The sequence below is a fragment of the Nitratidesulfovibrio sp. 1201_IL3209 genome (genome assembly GCF_036763125.1).
GTDB lineage: Bacteria > Desulfobacterota > Desulfovibrionia > Desulfovibrionales > Desulfovibrionaceae > Cupidesulfovibrio.
In genome coordinates this window covers 1-17,468 of the sequence record NZ_JBAIYT010000028.1, presented here as the reverse complement: position 1 = coordinate 17,468, position 17,468 = coordinate 1, and the positions used below count along the sequence as shown (strand labels likewise).

The window sequence follows — 17,468 nt, the reverse complement described above, 5'->3', positions numbered from 1 at the left end:
CGGAGTACCCATCGTGTCAAGAACCGTCCCCCTCGAACGGCAGAGGAACATCGGGATCATGGCCCACATTGATGCGGGCAAGACCACGACCACCGAGCGTATCCTCTATTACACCGGCGTTTCCCACAGGATCGGCGAAGTCCATGACGGCGCGGCCACCATGGACTGGATGGAGCAGGAGCAGGAGCGCGGCATCACCATCACCTCCGCCGCCACCACCTGCAGCTGGAAGGACCACACCATCAACATCATCGACACGCCCGGCCACGTGGACTTCACCATCGAAGTCGAACGCTCGCTGCGCGTGCTCGACGGTGCCGTGGCCGTGTTCGACGCCGTCGCCGGCGTGGAGCCGCAGTCGGAAACGGTGTGGCGCCAGGCCAACCGCTACGGCGTGCCCCGCATCTGCTTCGTCAACAAGATGGACCGCATCGGCGCCAACTTCTTCCGCTGCGTCGACATGATGGTCGAACGCCTGCGCGCCAAGCCCATCCCCATCCAGCTGCCCATCGGCAGCGAGGACAAGTTCGAAGGCGTGGTCGACCTCATCCGGGGCAAGGCCATCAAGTTCGACAAGTCCAGCAAGGGCGTGGAGTTCACCGAAGAAGACGTGCCCGCCGACATGATGGACCTGTACGAGGAGAAGCGCCTCGCCATGGTGGAAGCCGTGGCCGAAGAGGACGAAGCCCTGCTCGAGAAGTACCTGGGCGGCGAAGAGCTGACCGAGGAAGAAATCATCTCGTGCGTGCGCAAGGCCACCATCGCCCGCAACATCGTTCCGGTGTTCTGCGGCTCGGCCTTCCGCAACATGGGCGTGCAGCCGCTGCTCGACGCGGTGGTCGCCTTCCTGCCCTCGCCACTGGACATCGAACAGATGAAGGGCATGAACCCGGACAACGAAGCGGAAACCATCGTCTGCAATTGCAGCGACAAGGAACCCCTGGCCGGTCTGGTGTTCAAGCTGTTCTCCGACCCGTACATCGGCCACCTGTCCTTCTTCCGCGTCTACTCCGGTTTCATCGAGTCCGGCATGACCGTGCTGAACTCGACCACCGGCAAGAAGGAACGCGTCGGCCGCCTGCTGCGCATGCACGCCAACAAGCGTGAAGAGATCAAGTGGGCGGGCGCCGGCGACATCGTGGCCGTGGTGGGCCTGAAGCAGGCCGCCACCGGCGATACCCTGTGCGACGAAAAGCGCCCCGTGGTGCTCGAATCGCTGGATATCCCCGAGCCGGTCATCGAAGTGGCCATCGAGCCCAAGACCAAGGCCGACCGCGACGCGCTGTCCGCCGCCCTCGCCAAGCTGGCCAAGGAAGACCCGTCGTTCCGCGTGAAGGGCGACGAGGAAACCGGCCAGACCCTGATCGCGGGCATGGGCGAACTGCACCTCGAGATCATCGTCGACCGCCTGACCCGCGAGTTCAGCGTCAACGCCAACGTGGGCAAGCCCCAGGTGGCCTACCGCGAGACCATCACCGCCTCGTCCAAGTCGGACATGAAGCACGTGAAGCAGTCGGGCGGGCGCGGCCAGTACGGCCACGCGGTCATCGAGATCGAACCGAACCCCGGCAAGGGCTACGAGTTCGTCAACTCGATCACCGGCGGCGTCATCCCCAAGGAATACATCGCCCCGGTGGACAAGGGCATCCAGGACGCCATGAAGAGCGGCGTGCTGGCCGGTTTCCCCACCGTGGACATCAAGGTCAACCTGGTGTTCGGTTCGTACCACGACGTCGACTCCTCGGAGCAGGCGTTCTACGTGACCGGCTCCATGGCCATCAAGGACGCCATCCACAAGGCCTCGCCGGTTCTGCTTGAACCGATCATGGACGTGGAAGTGGTGACCCCCGACGAATACCTCGGCGACGTCATGGGCGACCTGAACGGCCGCCGCGGCCGCGTGCAGAACATGGAAGCCCGCGTGGGCTCCCAGGCCGTGCGCGCCCAGGTGCCGCTGTCCGAGATGTTCGGCTACGCCACCGACCTGCGTTCCAAGACGCAGGGCCGCGCCACCTTCTCCATGCAGTTCCACCACTACGAGCGGGTTCCGGCCCAGCTCGCCGAAGAAGTGGTGAAGAAGAAGGGCTAACCTTCGCACTGCCCCCTTGCCCTTCGCGGTGGGGACGGAGCCATCGGTAAAGGCCTCCGTAGAAAGCAGAGCCCCGGGCAACATGTCCGGGGCTCTTTTTTTTCTGAAAATTCTTGACGGGGGCGGTGCGGTGGGGTAATGAATCCACTCGCGCCGGTTCTCCGGTGCGAAAAACGAGTTCCCCCGCAGCGGCGGGGGCCCCTGTAACGGCAGGGGAAGGACGGGTCGAGCCTGTCCTGATGTGTTTGGCGCAAGCCGAGCTTTGACATTTGCAGGCGTTACCGAATGCCGCAAATATGTCATGCCGTTCCAGTCCGTCGTTAACCCCTTGTTGGCGGGCTGTAAGGTACTGTACGTGCGGGGCGCGTTGCGCCCTATTCGGTGACCCCTGTGGACCACCTGCACTCGCCGGAGCATGCTCCGGCCTGGGCCAGGCTGGCGACAACATGGGTGATCTTCCCGGACGGATGCCGCGAACGCGGCGCCGCGAGGCGAACGAGAAGGCCTTTGGGTGTGCCGGCCGGCCCCCCTCCCGCCTTTCTCTCCATCGCTCCGAATCCCAGAAGATCACGGCACCCCGTCCCCCGCCGGACGGCAAGCCGCCATGACGTCATGCGCCACCTGTGCCCGCGTCGCGGAAGCGGCGTCCGGGTATCGCGTAGCTCCGGATGCTTATGGCGGGTCTCGGTGTGCCGCCACCGAACGTGAGGAACTCTGCAGCCCAAGGCACCTGCCTCTCACCTCATGGCAGTCGGGCGCCGGACGGCAAGGGTACGTTTGCCAGATAACGGAGTAATCAACAATGACGACAGTTAGCAGTGATCGTATCAGAATCAAGCTGAAAGCTTACGATTACCGCATCCTCGACAAGGCTGTGGCGGAAATCGTGGATACGGCGCGCAACACGGGCGCCGGGGTGGCTGGTCCCATCCCCCTGCCCACCAACATTCACAAGTACACCGTCAACCGGAGCGTGCACGTCGACAAGAAGTCGCGCGAGCAGTTCGAGATGCGCATCCACAAGCGGCTCATGGACATCCTCGAGCCTACGCAGCAGACCGTGGACGCACTGGGCAAGCTGAGCCTGCCCGCCGGTGTGGACGTCGAAATCAAGCTCTAGTGAGAGGAAGTCATGGCTGAGAAATTGGGTATCCTGGGTCGCAAGGTCGGCATGACCCGCATTTTCGCCAGTGATGGTTCCGCCGTGGCTGTTACGGTCATCCAGGCCGGTCCCTGTCCGGTCATCCAGGTCCGCAACGGCGAGACCGACGGCTACGACGCCGTGCAGATCGCCTTCGAGGAAGCCAAGGAAAAGCACGTCACCAAGCCCGCCCGCGGCCACTTCGCCAAGGCCGGCAAGGGTCTTTTCCGCAACCTCCGCGAAATCCGCCTGGAAGCGCCCGCCGAATTCGAAGTCGGCCAGGAACTCACCGTGTCCCTGTTCGCCGCCGGCGAAAAGGTGAAGGTGACCGGCACCAGCATAGGCAAGGGGTACCAGGGCGTCATGCGCCGCTGGAACTTCGCCGGTTCCAAGGACACGCACGGCTGCGAAAAGGTGCATCGTTCCGGTGGCTCCATCGGTAACAACACCTTCCCGGGCCACGTGTTCAAGGGCAAGAAGATGGCCGGCCACTGGGGTGACGAGCGCGTGACGATCAAGAATCTCGAGGTCGTCGACGTCCGCGCCGAAGACAACGTCATTCTGGTGAAGGGCGCCGTTCCCGGCCCCAAGAACGGCCTCGTCCTGGTGCGCAAGCAGTAACGAAATGAGGATGATCACATGGCTGTGGTGAAAGTATACGATCAGAACAAGAAGGAAGCCGGCGAACTGACGCTCGCTCCCGAGGTGTTCGAGGTCGAGGTGAAGCCTGAGATTCTCAATCTCGTGGTCCGCGCGCACCGCGCCGGGCTGCGCTCCGGCACCCATGCCACCAAGACCCGCGCCTTCGTTTCCGGCGGCGGTGCGAAGCCCTGGCGCCAGAAAGGCACCGGCCGCGCCCGTTCCGGTTCGAACCGCTCGCCCATCTGGCGCGGCGGGGCCGTCATTTTCGGCCCCCAGCCCCGCGAGTACGCCTTCAAGGTCAACAAGAAGGTCCGCCAGCTGGCCCTCAAGATGGCGCTGAGCTCGCGGCTTGCCGGCGAGAACCTGATGGTGGTCAAGGGCATCGAACTGCCCGAAGTCAAGACCAAGCTGTTCGCCAAGGTGGCCGACACCCTGGGCCTCGGAAAGGCCCTGGTGATCACCGCCGAAGCGGACACCACCCTCGCCCTTTCGGCCCGCAACATTCCCGGCATCACCCTGATCACCGCCGACCAGCTCAGCGTCTACGAGATTCTGAAGCACCCGACGCTGGTGATGTTCGAGGGCGCCGTCGAATCTGTCCAGGCCAGGCTGAAGTAGGGAGGTTGGTCATGGATTATACGCAGATTCTCGTGAAGCCCCTGGTGTCCGAAAAGGCCACCTTCGTGAAGGAACAGGCCCAGCAGGTCGTGTTCTTCGTGAACCCCCGGGCCAACAAGATCGAAATCAAGAAGGCCGTCGAAGCCGCCTTCAAGGTCAAGGTGACCGACGTCAACGTCGTCACCAAGAAGCCTGCCGACAAGGTCCGCCAGGGCCGCGTCGTGGGCCGGATCTCCGGCTGCAAGAAGGCTTACGTGACCCTGGCTCCCGGCGAAAAAATCGAATTCTTCGAGGGAGTGTAAGCAATGGCTGTTCGCAAGCTGAAACCGACATCTCCCGGTCGCCGCTTCCAGACCGTCTCGGATTTCGAGGAAGTCACCAGGAGCACGCCCGAGAAGTCCCTTACCGAGGGGCTTACCAAGAAAAGCGGTCGCAACAACAATGGCCGCGTGACCATGCGCCGTCGCGGCGGCGGTCACAAGCGCCTGTACCGCATCATCGACTTCCGTCGTAACAAGCTCGGCATCGCGGCCACGGTCGCGCACATCGAGTACGACCCCAACCGTACCGCCCGCATCGCCCTCCTGCACTACGCGGATGGCGAGAAGCGCTACATCCTCGCCCCGCTCGGCATCAAGCAGGGCGACATGGTGCAGGCCGGCGAAGGCGCGGACATCAAGCCCGGCAACGCCATGGCCATGTCCCGCATCCCCGTCGGCACCGTGCTGCACAACATCGAGCTCTACCCCGGTCGTGGCGGCCAGTTCTGCCGCGCCGCCGGTACCTACGCCCAACTGGTGGCCAAGGAAGGCAAGTACGCCCTCCTGCGCATGCCCTCGGGCGAAGTGCGCAAGGTGCTCGCCGCCTGCTGCGCCACCATCGGCCAGGTCGGCAACGTGAACCACGAGAACATCTCGCTGGGCAAGGCGGGCCGCAATCGCTGGCTCGGCCGTCGTCCCAAGGTCCGCGGCGTCGCCATGAACCCCATCGACCACCCGCTGGGTGGTGGTGAAGGCCGCAGCTCCGGCGGTCGCCATCCGGTGACCCCGTGGGGCGTGCCCACCAAGGGGTACAAGACCCGCGATCGCAAGAAGGCTTCCACGAAGCTCATCGTCAAGCGTCGCGGTCAGAAGTAGGAGTAGAGCATGCCCAGATCCCTGAAGAAAGGTCCGTTCATCGACGACCATCTGATCAAGAAAGTGGAATTGGCCGTGTCGAACAGCGACCGCCGCGTCATCAAGACGTGGTCGCGTCGGTCCACCATCGCCCCCGAGATGGTCGGCCTGACGTTCGCGGTCCACAATGGGAAGAAGTTCATTCCCGTGTTCGTCACCGAGAACATGGTGGGTCACAAGCTGGGCGAATTCGCCCCGACCCGCACGTTCTACGGGCATGCCGCGGACAAGAAGAGCAAAGCAAAGAAGTAGTGGGTGAATCCGATGGAATCGAGAGCCACCGCGAAATTCATGCGTGTGTCGCCGCGTAAGGCCCGCCTTGTCGCCCAGAACGTGAACGGGCTGCCTGTCGAAGACGCCATGAATATCCTGAAGTTCACGCCCAACAAGCCCGCCGACATCATCTTCGGCGTGCTGCGTTCCGCCCTCGCCAACGCCGAGCAGCTGCCCGGCATCGATGTGGACGCCATGGTCGTGAAGCAGATCGTCATCAACGAAGGCCCCACCTGGAAGCGGTTTCTTCCGCGTGCGCAGGGTCGCGCCACCAAGATCCGGAAGCGTACCAGCCACATCACCGTGATTCTCGCAGAAGGGCAGGAATAGGTTATGGGTCAGAAAGTACATCCTTACGGCTTCCGGCTGGGGTACAACAAGAACTGGCAGTCGCGCTGGTTCAGCAAGAAGGAATACCCCGGCTTCGTCTTCGAGGATCACAACATCCGCAAGTACGTGAAGAAGACGCTGTACCACGCCGGTCTCTCCAAGATCGAGATCGAGCGCGCCGGCGGCAAGGTGCGGCTGATCCTCTCCACCGCGCGTCCGGGCATCGTCATCGGCCGCAAGGGCGTGGAAATCGAAAAGCTCCGTGGCGACCTGCGCAGGAAGTTCAAGCGCGAGTTCTCCATCGAGGTGAACGAAATCCGCCGCCCCGAAGTGGAAGCCCAGCTCGTTGCCGAAAACATCGCGTTGCAGCTTGAACGCCGCGTGGCCTTCCGTCGCGCCATGAAGCGCACGGTGTCCATGTCGCGCAAGTTCGGCGCCGAAGGCATCAAGGTGACCTGTTCCGGCCGCCTCGCCGGGGCCGAAATCGCCCGTACCGAATGGTACCGCGATGGTCGCGTGCCCCTGCAGACCCTGCGCGCCGACATCGACTTCGGTTTTGCCGAGGCCCGCACCACCTATGGGGTGATCGGCGTCAAGGTCTGGATTTTCAAGGGTGAAATTCTGGACAACGAGGTAGAACAGTAATGCTGAGCCCCAGAAAGGTTAAATTCCGCAAGTGGCAGAAGGGCCGTCTGCGTGGCATGGCCACCCGCGGCGCCACTGTCTCCTTCGGTGATATCGGTCTCAAGGCAGTGGAACACGGCAAGCTGTCCAGCCAGCAGATCGAGGCCGCCCGTATCGCCATGATGCGCCACATCAAGCGCGGCGGTAAGGTCTGGATCCGCATCTTCCCCGACCATCCGGTCACCGCCAAGCCCCTCGAAACCCGCCAGGGTTCCGGCAAGGGCGCCCCGGTGGGCTGGTGCGCTCCGGTGAAGCCGGGCCGCGTGCTTTACGAAATCAAGGGCGTCAGCCTGGAGCTGGCCAAGGAAGCTCTGACGCGCGCCGCCCACAAGCTCCCCATCAAGACGACCATTGTCGTGCGGGAGGGCCTCTAGAATGAACGCCGCAGAACTGAGAAAGCTCAGCGCTGAACAGCTCAAGGACAAGCTGGCCGAATCCCGCAAGGAACTGTTCGATCTGCGCTTCCGCCACGCCACCGCGCAGTTGGAGAAGACCTCCAACCTCCCGGCGACCAAGCGCGAGATCGCCCGGATTCTGACCATCCTGAAGGAGAAGGGGTAAGCCCATGTCCGAAGAACTGATGAACCGCAAGGGCAGGGTGCTCACCGGGATCGTCGTCAGCGACAAGAACGACAAGACCATCGTCGTTCGCGTCGAAACGCTGGTGCAGCATCCCCTGCTGAAGAAGTACGTGCGCCGTCGCAACAAGTTCACCGCTCACGATCCCCAGAACGAGTGCGGCGTCGGCGACAAGGTGAAGATCATCGAGTACCGTCCGCTCAGCCGCAACAAGCGCTGGCATCTGGTCTCCATTCTCGAAAAAGCCGTGTAGGGGTTTGCGATGATCCAGGTAGAATCCACGCTGCAGGTGGCGGACAATTCCGGTGCGAAGAAGGTCGCGTGCATCAAGGTGCTCGGCGGCTCCAAGCGCCGCTACGCCACCGTGGGCGACATCGTCGTCGTTTCCGTGAAGGAAGCCCTGCCGCACTGCAAGGTGAAGAAGGGCGACGTGATGCAGGCCGTCATCGTGCGCACCCGCAAGGAAGTCCGCCGCGTCGACGGTTCGTACATCAAGTTCGATTCCAATGCGGCCGTTCTGCTGAACAAGCAGGGCGAGCCGGTGGGCACCCGCATCTTCGGCCCCGTTGCCCGCGAACTGCGCGGCAAGAACTTCATGAAGATCGTCTCGCTGGCGCCCGAAGTGCTCTAGGAGCCCAGAAATGAAACAGTTCCGCATCCGCAAGGACGACAAAGTGGTCGTCATCGCCGGCAAGGACAAGGGCAAGATCGGCAAGGTGCTGAAGGTCCTTCGCAAGAAGGACGGCGTGCTTGTCGAGAAGGTCAACATGGTCAAGCGCCACATGCGCGCCAATCCGTACCGGCAGCAGCCGGGCGGCATCATCGAGAAGGAGATGCCTGTAGACATCTCCAACGTGATGGTGATGTGCGATGCGTGCGCCAAGGCCACCAAGGTGGGCTACCGCTACACCGAGGACGGCAAGAAGGTTCGCTTCTGCAAGAAGTGCAACGAAATCATCGGATAGGGTGAGAGACGATGACGCGTCTTGAACAGATATACCGCGAGAAAGTGGTTCCGGTATTGCAGAAGGAGTTCAACTACACTTCTTCGATGCAGGTTCCCGGGATTGAGAAAGTCTCTCTGAATATCGGCCTCGGCGCCGCGAGCCAGAACAACAAGTTGATGGAAGAAGCCATCAAGGAGTTGACCGCCATCGCCGGGCAGAAGGCCGTCGTGACCCGTGCGAAGAAGTCCATCGCGTCGTTCAAGCTGCGCGAAGGCATGCCCATCGGCTGCCGCGTGACGCTGCGCAAGGAACGCATGTGGGACTTCTTGGACAAGCTGATGAACTTCGCGCTGCCCCGCGTGCGCGACTTCAGAGGGATTCCGGACCGTGGCTTCGATGGCCGGGGCAATTTCACCCTGGGCATCAAGGAACACACCATTTTCCCCGAGCTGGAAGTGGATCGCGTTGACAACCCCAAGGGGATGAACATCACGATCGTTACCACTGCCCAGACGGACAAGGAAGGCAAGCTGCTGCTCGACCAGCTCGGCATGCCTTTCAAGAAGTAAGGAGAAACGGCTTTGTCTCGTACATCGCTTGAAGTGAAGGCGCAGCGCAAGCCCAAGTTCTCCGCCCGCGCCTACAACCGTTGTCCGGTCTGCGGCCGCCCGCGTGCCTACATGCGCAAGTTCGGTCTTTGCCGTATCTGCTTCCGCAACATGGCCCTGCGCGGCGAACTGCCCGGCGTTCGCAAGTCGAGCTGGTAAGTCACCAAGGAGTAAGGAATGCTGACTGATCCTATTGCTGATATGCTCACGCGTATCCGCAACGCACACTTGGCCCTGCACAAGGAAGTGAGTGTGCCGCGCTCGAAGATCAAGGAATCCATCGCCGTCATCCTGAAGCAGGAAGGCTACGTCGAAGACGTGGCGGTGGAAGAGGCCGAGATCAAGATCTCCCTCAAGTATTTCAAGGGCAAGCCGGTCATTTCCGGCCTCAAGCGGGTGAGCAAGCCCGGCCGCCGGGTGTATGTCGGCTCCACCGACATCCCCAAGGTCCAGAACGGCCTTGGCATCTGCATCCTGTCCACCTCCAGCGGTGTCCTTGCGGGCACGCAGGCCCGCGACCGCAAGGTCGGCGGCGAACTGCTCTGCGAAATCTGGTAGGGTACGGACATGTCGCGAATCGGTAAACTCCCCATCGCCATTCCTTCCGGCGTCGAAGTGAAGGTCGGGACCGAAGCCGTGGAGGTCAAGGGCCCGAAGGGCGTGCTCGTCACCCCTACCCATGCTGAACTGAACTACGCGGTGGAAGACGGCCACGTCGTCATCACCCGCACCGCCGAAACCCGCACCGCCCGTGCCCAGCACGGCCTGCGCCGCACCCTGCTCGCCAACTGCATCCAGGGCGTGACCAAGGGGTTCTCCAAGACCCTGGAAGTCATCGGCGTCGGCTACAAGGTCGCCGTCAAGGGCAACCTGGTGGAACTCGCGGTCGGTTTCTCGCACCCGGTGATCATGGAGATGCCCGAAGGCGTCGAAGCCAAGGTGGAAGGCCAGAAGCTGACCATCTCGGGCATCAGCAAGGAAGTGGTCGGCGAGATCGCCGCACGCATCCGCCGCGTGCGTAAGCCCGAACCCTACAAGGGCAAGGGCATCAAGTACGACAACGAGCAGATTCGCCGCAAGGCCGGCAAGTCTGGTGGCAAATAGGCAGGTATGAGAAAATGACGATGACCAAGAACGATGCCAGAAAGCGGCGCAAGGTCCGCATTCGCAAGAAGATCGCCGGGAGCACCGAGCGTCCCCGGCTGGTTGTCTACCGCTCGAACCTGCACGTCTACGCCCAGATCGTGGACGACGCCACCGGTGCCACGCTTGTTGCCACCTCCACCCTTGCCATCGGCAAGGCCCAGGCCGGAGCGCACTGCAACAAGGCCGGGGCGGAACTGGTGGGCAAGGAAATCGCGCGTCTTGCCGGCGAAAAGAGCATCAAGCGCGTGGTGTTCGACCGTAACGGCTACCTGTATCACGGGCGCATCAAGGCTGTTGCCGACGGTGCCCGTGAGGGCGGCCTGGAATTCTAACGGGTGGTAGGTACTGGCATGGAACAGAATGAGTTCGGGTTGGTAGAGAAGATCGTCTACCTTAACCGAGTTGCCAAGGTTGTGAAGGGCGGCCGCCGCTTCAGCTTCAGCGCCCTCGTTGTCGTGGGCGACGGCAAGGGCGCCGTGGGCTTCGGCCTCGGCAAGGCCCAGGAAGTGCCGGAAGCCCTGCGCAAGGCCACCGAACGCGCGAAGAAGGACATGGTCCAGATTCCGCTGGTGGACGGCACCCTTCCGTACGAAATCCAGGGCGAGTTCGGCGCCGGCTGCGTCATGCTGAAGCCCGCCTCCAAGGGTACCGGCATCATCGCCGGTGGTGCCGTGCGCGCCGTCATGGAAGCCGTGGGCGTGACCGACGTGCTTGCCAAGGCCATCGGCACCAACAACCCGCACAACGTGCTGCGCGCCACCATGGCGGGGCTTACCTCGCTGCGCAGCGCAGAGTACGTGAGCCAGCTTCGCGGCATGAAGCTCGAAGCGCCCAGAAAGTAGGACGCAATCATGATCAAGGTGAAGCTCGTACGCAGCTGGATCGGCTGCAAACCCAAGCAGCGCAAGGTTCTTGACGCGCTTGGCCTGCGGAAGATCCGTTGCGAGAAGTCGTTTGAGGACAATGCCGCCATCCGCGGCATGATCGCCGAAGTCAAGCACCTGGTCGAGGTCAGTGAATAATGAGACTGCACGAACTCTATCCGTTCGCCGAGGAACGGGCATCGCGCAAGCGCGTGGGCCGCGGTTCCGGTTCGGGGCTCGGCTGCACCTCCGGCAAAGGTAACAAGGGTCAGAACGCCCGCGCCGGTGGCGGCGTACGCCCCGGTTTCGAAGGCGGCCAGATGCCCCTCCAGCGCCGCCTGCCCAAGCGCGGCTTCAAGAACGCCCCCTTCAAGGCCACCTACGAGGTGATCAACCTCGATCGCCTGGTGGCGGCCTTCGAAGGCAAGACCGACATCACCCTGGAAGACATCTACGAACGCGGCCTGTGCAAGGTCGGCGCGTCGGTGAAGATCCTGGGCGTGGGCGAGGTCAGCGTGGCCCTTACGGTGGAAGCGCACAAGTTCAGCGCCTCCGCCGCCGAGAAGATCCGCAACGCCGGTGGCGAAGCCAAGGCATTGGAAGGGTAAGCCGTGGCGCTTAGTGGTGTAGAAAACCTGGCGCGTCTGCCGGAGCTTCGCAGGAAGCTCATCTGGACGTTCCTGTTGCTGGCCGCATACCGCATCGGGGTTCACGTCCCGGTCCCCGGGGTGGATTCCGGAGCGCTGGCCGACTTCTTCGCCAGCGTCCAGAACACCCTTTTCGGCCTCTTCGACATGTTCTCCGGGGGCGGGCTCCGCAATCTGTCGGTGTTCGCCCTCGGCATCATGCCCTACATCTCGGCCTCCATCATCATCCAGCTTCTGCAGGTCGTAAGCCCCGAGCTGAAGCGGATGGCCAAGGAGGAAGGGGCGGCGGGCCGCCGGAAGATCACCCAGTACACCCGCTACGCCACGGTGCTGATCACCGTGATCCAGGGCTTCGGCATCGCCGTGGGCCTCGAGAACATGCACAGCCCCGCGGGCGCGCCCGTGGTGCTGGAAGCGGGCTGGGCCTTCCGGATGATCACCATCGCAACCCTGACCGCCGGCACCGTGCTGATCATGTGGCTTGGCGAGCAGATCACCGAGAAGGGCATCGGCAACGGCATTTCGCTGATCATCTTCTCGGGCATCGTCGCCGGCATCCCCGGCGGCATCGTCAAGTCGGGCCAGCTCATCAAGGCCGGCGACATGAGCGTGTTCACGGCGATCCTGGTGCTGGCGGTGATGGCGGTGGTGCTCGGCTGCATCGTGTTCATGGAACGCGGGCAGCGGCGCATCCCCATCCATTACGCCAAGCGGCAGGTGGGCCGTAAGATGTTCGGCGGGCAGAGCACGCACCTGCCGCTGCGCATCAACACGGCGGGCGTCATTCCGCCCATCTTCGCCTCGTCGCTGCTGCTGTTCCCCGCGACCATCGCCAGCTTCTCGGCCAACGAGACGCTGCAACGGGTGGCCGCGTGGTTCGCGCCGCACACGGTGATGTACAACATCCTGTTCATCAGCCTCATCGTGTTCTTCTGCTTCTTCTACACGGCGATCATCTTCGACCCGAAGGACATCGCCGAAAACCTGAAGAAGGGCGGCGGGTTCATTCCCGGCATCCGCCCCGGGGACAAGACCCGGCAGTACATCGACAGGGTGCTCACCCGGATGACCGTCTGGGGGGCCATCTACATATCCGCGATCTGCGTCCTGCCCATGATCCTCATCGCGCAGTTCAACGTGCCGTTCTACTTCGGCGGCACCAGCGTGCTGATTCTGGTGGGCGTGGCCATGGACTTCATGTCCCAGGTGGAATCGCACCTGATCTCACGGCAGTACGAGGGTCTCATGAACAAGACCCGCATCAAGGGACGGCAGTGAGTTGAAGAAGTTTCGCGGTGTCTTCATCAAGAACGACAACGAGATTGGCCTCCTTCGGGAGGCCAATCGAATCGTTGCCGCGATACTGGACGTCTTGGGCGAAAACGTGGGCCCGGGCGTCCCGACGATGCATTTCGAGGAGCTGGCCCAGGCGGAGTGCCGCAAGCACGGCGTCCGTCCGGCCTTCCAGGGCTACCACGGGTTTCCGTTCGCCCTGTGCTGCTCGGTGAACGAAGAGGTGGTGCACGGCTTTCCCTCGGCCAGGCGGATTCTCCAGGAAGGGGACATCGTCAGCTTCGACATGGGCGTCGTGTACGACGGTTTCTACGGCGACTCGGCCCGCACCTACCCGGTGGGGACCGTGAGCGACGAGGCCGCGCGCCTCATCCGCGTGACCCGCGAATCCCTCTTCGAGGGCATCGCCGAGGCGCGGGTGGGCAACACCCTGTACGACATCTCGGCGGCCGTGCAGCGGCACGTCGAGGCGGCCGGGTTCGGGGTGGTGCGCAGGTTCGTGGGGCACGGCATCGGCCGTTCGCTGCACGAGAAGCCCGAGATTCCCAACTTCGTGCCGCGCGGCATGCAGGGCGTGCCCCTGAAGCCGGGCATGGTGCTGGCCATCGAACCGATGGTCACGGTGGGGACGTACGAGGTCGAAATCCTCGCCGACAACTGGACGGCGGTCACCCGCGACCGCAAGCTGTCGGCCCACTTCGAGCACAGCGTGGCCATCACGCCGGACGGGCCGATCATTCTCAGCCTGTCGCAGGCAGAGGCGGCGCGACTTGCCGGTTGACGGACGCCGGTGGGGGTGATATGCACCCCTGTTCCGACGTTGCTCTTCCGTCATGTCGGGTCAAAGACAAACAACGGAGTCGAACATGAAAGTCAGGCCTTCCGTCAAGAAGATGTGCCCCAAGTGCAAGGTTATCCGCCGCCGGGGCATTCTCAGGGTCATTTGCGACAACCCCCGGCACAAGCAGCGCCAGGGCTAAGCCGTCAGGAGTAAACAGTGGCCAGAATTGCAGGTGTCGATCTGCCCCGTGGCAAGCGCGTTGACATCGCCCTTACCTATATCTACGGTATCGGGCGGACTACCGCGCTTCAGATTCTGGATGTTACCGGCGTTGACTGGAGCCGGAACATCGACGACCTGAGCGCCGACGAGGTCAACGAAATCCGTAAGGAACTCGAGCAGAACCACAAGGTTGAAGGCGATCTCCGTCGCGAGATTTCCAGCAACATCAAGCGTCTGATGGACATCGGCTGCTACCGCGGCCTGCGCCATCGTCGCGGTCTGCCGGTGCATGGTCAGCGCACCCACACCAACGCCCGCACCCGCAAGGGTCCCCGTCGCGGCGCCGTCGGCAAGAAGAAGTAATCCAAGGCTAGCACAAAGGCGTGGAATCTCACCTGCGTCGCCAGGGCATGCAAAATTTCCCGGTGACCAGCGCGGCACGGCTCTGTCATGACTGAGCTCGTTTTGAGGTTCCGGCTGCAAGCCCCCTAATTCTAGTCCGCAGAGAGTAAGTCATGGCAAGACCCAAGCGTACGGTCAAAAAGAAAGAGAAGAAGAACGTCCCGGTCGGGATCGTTCACATTCAGGCGACGTTCAACAACACCATCGTGACCTTCACGGACACGCGGGGAAACACCATCAGCTGGGCCAGCGCCGGGCAGAGCGGTTTCAAGGGCTCGCGCAAGAGCACCCCGTTCGCCGCGCAGGTGGCTGCCGAACAGGCGGCCAAGCGTGCCCAGGATCACGGCATGCGTACCGTGGGCATCTACGTCAAGGGCCCCGGCTCCGGCCGTGAAGCCGCCATGCGCGCCGTCAACGCCGCGGGCTTCAAGGTCGCCTTCATCCGTGACATCACCCCGATTCCCCACAACGGCTGCCGTCCGCCCAAGCGGCGCCGGGTCTAGTTAGGAGGATCCAGCCTTGGCTAAGTACAATGACGCAAAGTGCCGGATGTGCCGGCGTGAAGGCACCAAGCTTTTCCTCAAGGGCGACCGCTGCTACACCGACAAGTGCGCCTACGACCGTCGCCCCTACGCGCCCGGCCAGCATGGCCGCGCCCGCAAGAAGGTGAGCGACTACGCCGTCCAGCTGCGCGAGAAGCAGAAGGTCCGTCGCGTGTACGGCGTTCTTGAACGCCAGTTCCGCGGTTACTTCCACAAGGCCGACATGACCAAGGGCGTGACCGGCGCCAACCTGCTGGCCATTCTCGAACGTCGTCTCGACAACGTGATCTACCGTCTCGGCTTCGCCAACTCGCGCCAGCAGGCGCGCCAGCTGGTGCGCCACGGCATCTTCACGCTGAACGGCCGCAAGGTGAACATCCCCTCGTTGCAGGTGCGCGTGGGCGATACCATCGAAGTGCCCGAAGCCAGCCGCAAGATTCCCGTGATCGCCGAAGCCCAGGAAGTCATCGCCCGCCGCGGCTGCCCCTCGTGGCTCGAAGTGGACGGCCCGAACTTCAAGGGCATGGTCAAGGCCCTGCCGCAGCGCGAAGACATTCAGTTCCCGATCAACGAACACCTGATTGTCGAGCTTTACTCCAAATAAGCGGGTGTGAGCATGCTCATCAAACAAGGCGACAGGCTTATCAACACCCGGAACTGGTCGGAGCTCGTGAAGCCCGAGCAGATCACCCGGGACAGCGACCCGGCCGATGCCATGTACGGCAAGTTCGTGTGCGAACCGCTGGAACGTGGCTACGGCACCACCATCGGCAACGCGCTGCGCCGGGTTCTGCTGTCGTCGCTTCAGGGCGCGGCGTTCGTCTCGGTGAAGGTCTCGGGCGTGCAGCACGAGTTCACCACCATTCCCGGCGTGCTCGAGGACGTGACCGACATCGTCCTCAACCTGAAGCAGGTGCGTCTTGCCATGGACACGGACGAGCCCCAGTTCCTGGAGCTTTCCGTGAACAAGAAGGGCGCGGTGAAGGCCGGCGACATCAAGACCAACCAGCACGTGATGGTCCTCAACCCCGACCTGCACATCGCCACGCTGACCGAAGACCTGGAACTCACCTTCGAGTTCGAGGTGCGCATGGGCAAGGGCTACGTGCCCGCCGACATGCACGAGGGCCTCAGCGAGGAGATCGGCCTGATCAAGCTGGACTCCAGCTTCGCCCCGGTCCGCAAGGTCGCCTACACGGTGGAGCAGGCTCGCGTCGGCCAGATGACCAACTACGACAAGCTCATCATCGAGGTCTGGACCGACGGTTCCGTGACCCCCGAGGATGCGATTGCCTACAGCGCCAAGATCATCAAGGATCAGATCTCCGTCTTCATCAACTTCGATGAGCGCATTTCGGGCGAAAGCTCCGGCAACTCGTCGGGCAGCAGCGACGTCAACGAAAACCTGTTCAAGGGGATCGACGAACTCGAACTGTCCGTGCGCGCCACCAACTGCCTGAAGAGCGCCAACATCACCCTGGTGGGCGAACTGGTCCAGAAGTCCGAGAACGAAATGCTGAAGACCAAGAACTTCGGCCGCAAGTCGCTGGATGAAATCAAGCGCGTGCTGTCCGACATGACCCTGGACTTCGGCATGAAGGTCGACGGCTTCGAGAAGAAATACCAGGAATGGAAGAGGAAGCAGCAAAATGAGGCATAGCAATTCCGGCAAGAAGCTGGGCAGGACGCCGTCCCACCGGAAGGCCCTGTTCCGCAACATGGCCAAGGCCCTGCTGACTTACGGCAAGATCCGCACGACCGAGACCAAGGCCAAGGAACTGCGTCGCATCGTCGAACCGCTGATCACCCTGGCCCTGCGCAACGACCTGCACTCCCGCCGCCTGGCGTACGACGTGCTGGGTTCGCACCAGCTGGTCAAGCGCCTGTTCGACGACATCGGCCCCGCCTTCTCCGGCGTGTCCGGCGGCTTCACCCGCGTGGTGAAGCTGGGCTTGCCCCGCAAGGGCGACTGCGCCCCGCTGGCGGTCATCGAACTGACCCACCAGCCCGCCGCCGCCGCTCCGGCGGAAGAGAAGAAGGCCGCCGAGTAACCGGCGACGCCTTTCGTACCACGCACCCAGAACGGGGCGGACCGCATGGTCCGCCCCGTTTTTGTATGTAGAAAACCCCGCGCTATGCGCGGGGTTCTCGTAAGCTTACAGCTATGGTGATGTAAGAAAAACTCCTTTTGATTTGTTATGAAAGACCTGCGGTCTGGCAACTGCAAGTCAAACAAATCAAAAGGAGGTCACGATGGGTGACGCCAAGAGTCTAGCTCACACCGAGTGGAACTGCAAATACCACATCGTTTTTGCACCAACGTACCGCCGACAGGTATTCTATGGCGAGAAGAAGCGGGCGATAGGGGAAATTCTACGCAAGCTGTGTGAGTGGAAGGGGGTGCATATAGTCGAAGCGGAGTGCTGCCCCGACCACATCCATATGCTTCTTGAAATCCCTCCGAAAATGAGTGTGTCGGGATTTAT

Annotated in this window: 31 protein-coding genes; all 31 read left to right on the top strand. The window is 62.6% G+C overall.

The features are described from left to right. Positions 1–13: 13 nt before the first annotated feature. A complete protein-coding gene (gene fusA / locus V6B97_RS12835) occupies positions 14–2,089 on the top strand; it encodes an elongation factor G (RefSeq protein WP_333506908.1) in 2,076 nt (691 codons plus the stop codon). A gap of 802 nt (positions 2,090–2,891) precedes the next feature. Then, entirely contained in the window at positions 2,892–3,209 is a 318-nt protein-coding gene (rpsJ, locus tag V6B97_RS12830; protein ID WP_007521013.1) for a 30S ribosomal protein S10, read from the top strand. Between the two features lie 12 nt (positions 3,210–3,221). Next, on the top strand, positions 3,222–3,851 hold the full coding sequence (gene rplC / locus V6B97_RS12825) for a 50S ribosomal protein L3 (protein ID WP_333506907.1): 630 nt from the start codon (positions 3,222–3,224) through the stop codon (positions 3,849–3,851). A gap of 18 nt (positions 3,852–3,869) precedes the next feature. After that, a complete protein-coding gene (gene rplD / locus V6B97_RS12820; protein WP_333506906.1) occupies positions 3,870–4,490 on the top strand; it encodes a 50S ribosomal protein L4 in 621 nt (206 codons plus the stop codon). Positions 4,491–4,501: 11 nt separating this feature from the next. Further along, positions 4,502–4,792: a 50S ribosomal protein L23 gene (gene rplW / locus V6B97_RS12815; RefSeq protein ID WP_333506905.1), complete on the top strand. Its 291-nt coding sequence runs from the start codon at positions 4,502–4,504 to the stop codon at positions 4,790–4,792. Between the two features lie 3 nt (positions 4,793–4,795). Continuing rightward, complete coding sequence (gene rplB / locus V6B97_RS12810) at positions 4,796–5,626, top strand: 50S ribosomal protein L2 (protein WP_333506904.1); 831 nt, start codon at positions 4,796–4,798, stop codon at positions 5,624–5,626. Positions 5,627–5,635: 9 nt separating this feature from the next. After that, the gene (gene rpsS / locus V6B97_RS12805) at positions 5,636–5,917 is read left to right on the top strand and encodes a 30S ribosomal protein S19 (RefSeq protein WP_007521020.1); all 282 of its coding nucleotides are present in this window, start codon (positions 5,636–5,638) and stop codon (positions 5,915–5,917) included. Positions 5,918–5,929: 12 nt separating this feature from the next. Continuing rightward, a complete protein-coding gene (rplV, locus tag V6B97_RS12800; protein WP_012611250.1) occupies positions 5,930–6,268 on the top strand; it encodes a 50S ribosomal protein L22 in 339 nt (112 codons plus the stop codon). Positions 6,269–6,271: 3 nt separating this feature from the next. Continuing rightward, positions 6,272–6,913: a 30S ribosomal protein S3 gene (gene rpsC / locus V6B97_RS12795; RefSeq protein WP_333506903.1), complete on the top strand. Its 642-nt coding sequence runs from the start codon at positions 6,272–6,274 to the stop codon at positions 6,911–6,913. Next, complete coding sequence (gene rplP, locus V6B97_RS12790) at positions 6,913–7,326, top strand: 50S ribosomal protein L16 (RefSeq protein WP_012611251.1); 414 nt, start codon at positions 6,913–6,915, stop codon at positions 7,324–7,326. Before rpsC ends, rplP begins: the two co-directional genes overlap by 1 nt. A gap of 1 nt (position 7,327) precedes the next feature. Then, a complete protein-coding gene (gene rpmC / locus V6B97_RS12785; RefSeq protein WP_007521028.1) occupies positions 7,328–7,513 on the top strand; it encodes a 50S ribosomal protein L29 in 186 nt (61 codons plus the stop codon). 4 nt (positions 7,514–7,517) lie between these two features. Beyond that, positions 7,518–7,784: a 30S ribosomal protein S17 gene (gene rpsQ, locus V6B97_RS12780; protein ID WP_333506902.1), complete on the top strand. Its 267-nt coding sequence runs from the start codon at positions 7,518–7,520 to the stop codon at positions 7,782–7,784. Between the two features lie 9 nt (positions 7,785–7,793). Next, a complete protein-coding gene (gene rplN / locus V6B97_RS12775) occupies positions 7,794–8,162 on the top strand; it encodes a 50S ribosomal protein L14 (RefSeq protein WP_007521033.1) in 369 nt (122 codons plus the stop codon). A 10-nt stretch (positions 8,163–8,172) separates the two neighbouring features. Beyond that, positions 8,173–8,496: a 50S ribosomal protein L24 gene (rplX, locus tag V6B97_RS12770; protein WP_333506901.1), complete on the top strand. Its 324-nt coding sequence runs from the start codon at positions 8,173–8,175 to the stop codon at positions 8,494–8,496. A gap of 11 nt (positions 8,497–8,507) precedes the next feature. After that, positions 8,508–9,047 (top strand): 50S ribosomal protein L5, encoded by a 540-nt coding sequence (gene rplE / locus V6B97_RS12765; protein ID WP_007521038.1) that lies wholly within the window; start codon positions 8,508–8,510, stop codon positions 9,045–9,047. Between the two features lie 12 nt (positions 9,048–9,059). Beyond that, positions 9,060–9,245 carry a type Z 30S ribosomal protein S14 gene (locus tag V6B97_RS12760; RefSeq protein ID WP_007521040.1) on the top strand — a complete coding sequence of 62 codons (186 nt, stop codon included), beginning with the start codon at positions 9,060–9,062 and terminating at the stop codon, positions 9,243–9,245. Between the two features lie 18 nt (positions 9,246–9,263). After that, a complete protein-coding gene (gene rpsH, locus V6B97_RS12755; protein ID WP_333506900.1) occupies positions 9,264–9,644 on the top strand; it encodes a 30S ribosomal protein S8 in 381 nt (126 codons plus the stop codon). Positions 9,645–9,653: 9 nt separating this feature from the next. Then, positions 9,654–10,190 carry a 50S ribosomal protein L6 gene (rplF, locus tag V6B97_RS12750; RefSeq protein ID WP_333506899.1) on the top strand — a complete coding sequence of 179 codons (537 nt, stop codon included), beginning with the start codon at positions 9,654–9,656 and terminating at the stop codon, positions 10,188–10,190. Between the two features lie 14 nt (positions 10,191–10,204). Beyond that, on the top strand, positions 10,205–10,564 hold the full coding sequence (gene rplR, locus V6B97_RS12745; RefSeq protein ID WP_007521046.1) for a 50S ribosomal protein L18: 360 nt from the start codon (positions 10,205–10,207) through the stop codon (positions 10,562–10,564). 18 nt (positions 10,565–10,582) lie between these two features. Next, positions 10,583–11,074, top strand: a complete 492-nt coding sequence (rpsE, locus tag V6B97_RS12740; protein WP_167128961.1) for a 30S ribosomal protein S5 — start codon at positions 10,583–10,585, stop codon at positions 11,072–11,074. Positions 11,075–11,083: 9 nt separating this feature from the next. Further along, positions 11,084–11,254, top strand: coding sequence for a 50S ribosomal protein L30 (gene rpmD, locus V6B97_RS12735; protein ID WP_007521049.1), 171 nt, complete (start codon positions 11,084–11,086; stop codon positions 11,252–11,254). After that, on the top strand, positions 11,254–11,703 hold the full coding sequence (gene rplO, locus V6B97_RS12730; RefSeq protein WP_333506898.1) for a 50S ribosomal protein L15: 450 nt from the start codon (positions 11,254–11,256) through the stop codon (positions 11,701–11,703). The genes rpmD and rplO overlap by 1 nt, the downstream gene beginning before the upstream one ends. Positions 11,704–11,706: 3 nt before the next feature. Beyond that, positions 11,707–13,020, top strand: coding sequence for a preprotein translocase subunit SecY (gene secY / locus V6B97_RS12725; protein ID WP_333506897.1), 1,314 nt, complete (start codon positions 11,707–11,709; stop codon positions 13,018–13,020). A 1-nt stretch (position 13,021) separates the two neighbouring features. Next, on the top strand, positions 13,022–13,816 hold the full coding sequence (gene map, locus V6B97_RS12720; protein WP_333506896.1) for a type I methionyl aminopeptidase: 795 nt from the start codon (positions 13,022–13,024) through the stop codon (positions 13,814–13,816). Positions 13,817–13,901: 85 nt separating this feature from the next. Then, on the top strand, positions 13,902–14,015 hold the full coding sequence (gene rpmJ / locus V6B97_RS12715) for a 50S ribosomal protein L36 (RefSeq protein ID WP_007521055.1): 114 nt from the start codon (positions 13,902–13,904) through the stop codon (positions 14,013–14,015). Positions 14,016–14,032: 17 nt separating this feature from the next. Then, positions 14,033–14,401 carry a 30S ribosomal protein S13 gene (rpsM, locus tag V6B97_RS12710; RefSeq protein ID WP_012611260.1) on the top strand — a complete coding sequence of 123 codons (369 nt, stop codon included), beginning with the start codon at positions 14,033–14,035 and terminating at the stop codon, positions 14,399–14,401. Positions 14,402–14,553: 152 nt separating this feature from the next. Then, positions 14,554–14,943 carry a 30S ribosomal protein S11 gene (gene rpsK, locus V6B97_RS12705; RefSeq protein WP_007521058.1) on the top strand — a complete coding sequence of 130 codons (390 nt, stop codon included), beginning with the start codon at positions 14,554–14,556 and terminating at the stop codon, positions 14,941–14,943. 16 nt (positions 14,944–14,959) lie between these two features. Beyond that, positions 14,960–15,586 carry a 30S ribosomal protein S4 gene (gene rpsD, locus V6B97_RS12700; RefSeq protein ID WP_333506895.1) on the top strand — a complete coding sequence of 209 codons (627 nt, stop codon included), beginning with the start codon at positions 14,960–14,962 and terminating at the stop codon, positions 15,584–15,586. Between the two features lie 12 nt (positions 15,587–15,598). Continuing rightward, positions 15,599–16,642, top strand: coding sequence for a DNA-directed RNA polymerase subunit alpha (locus V6B97_RS12695; RefSeq protein WP_333506894.1), 1,044 nt, complete (start codon positions 15,599–15,601; stop codon positions 16,640–16,642). Next, positions 16,632–17,033 carry a 50S ribosomal protein L17 gene (gene rplQ, locus V6B97_RS12690; protein WP_333506893.1) on the top strand — a complete coding sequence of 134 codons (402 nt, stop codon included), beginning with the start codon at positions 16,632–16,634 and terminating at the stop codon, positions 17,031–17,033. Before V6B97_RS12695 ends, rplQ begins: the two co-directional genes overlap by 11 nt. A 202-nt stretch (positions 17,034–17,235) precedes the next feature. After that, a partial coding sequence (gene tnpA, locus V6B97_RS12685) for an IS200/IS605 family transposase (protein ID WP_333506892.1) occupies positions 17,236–17,468 on the top strand: 233 nt, incomplete at its 3' end.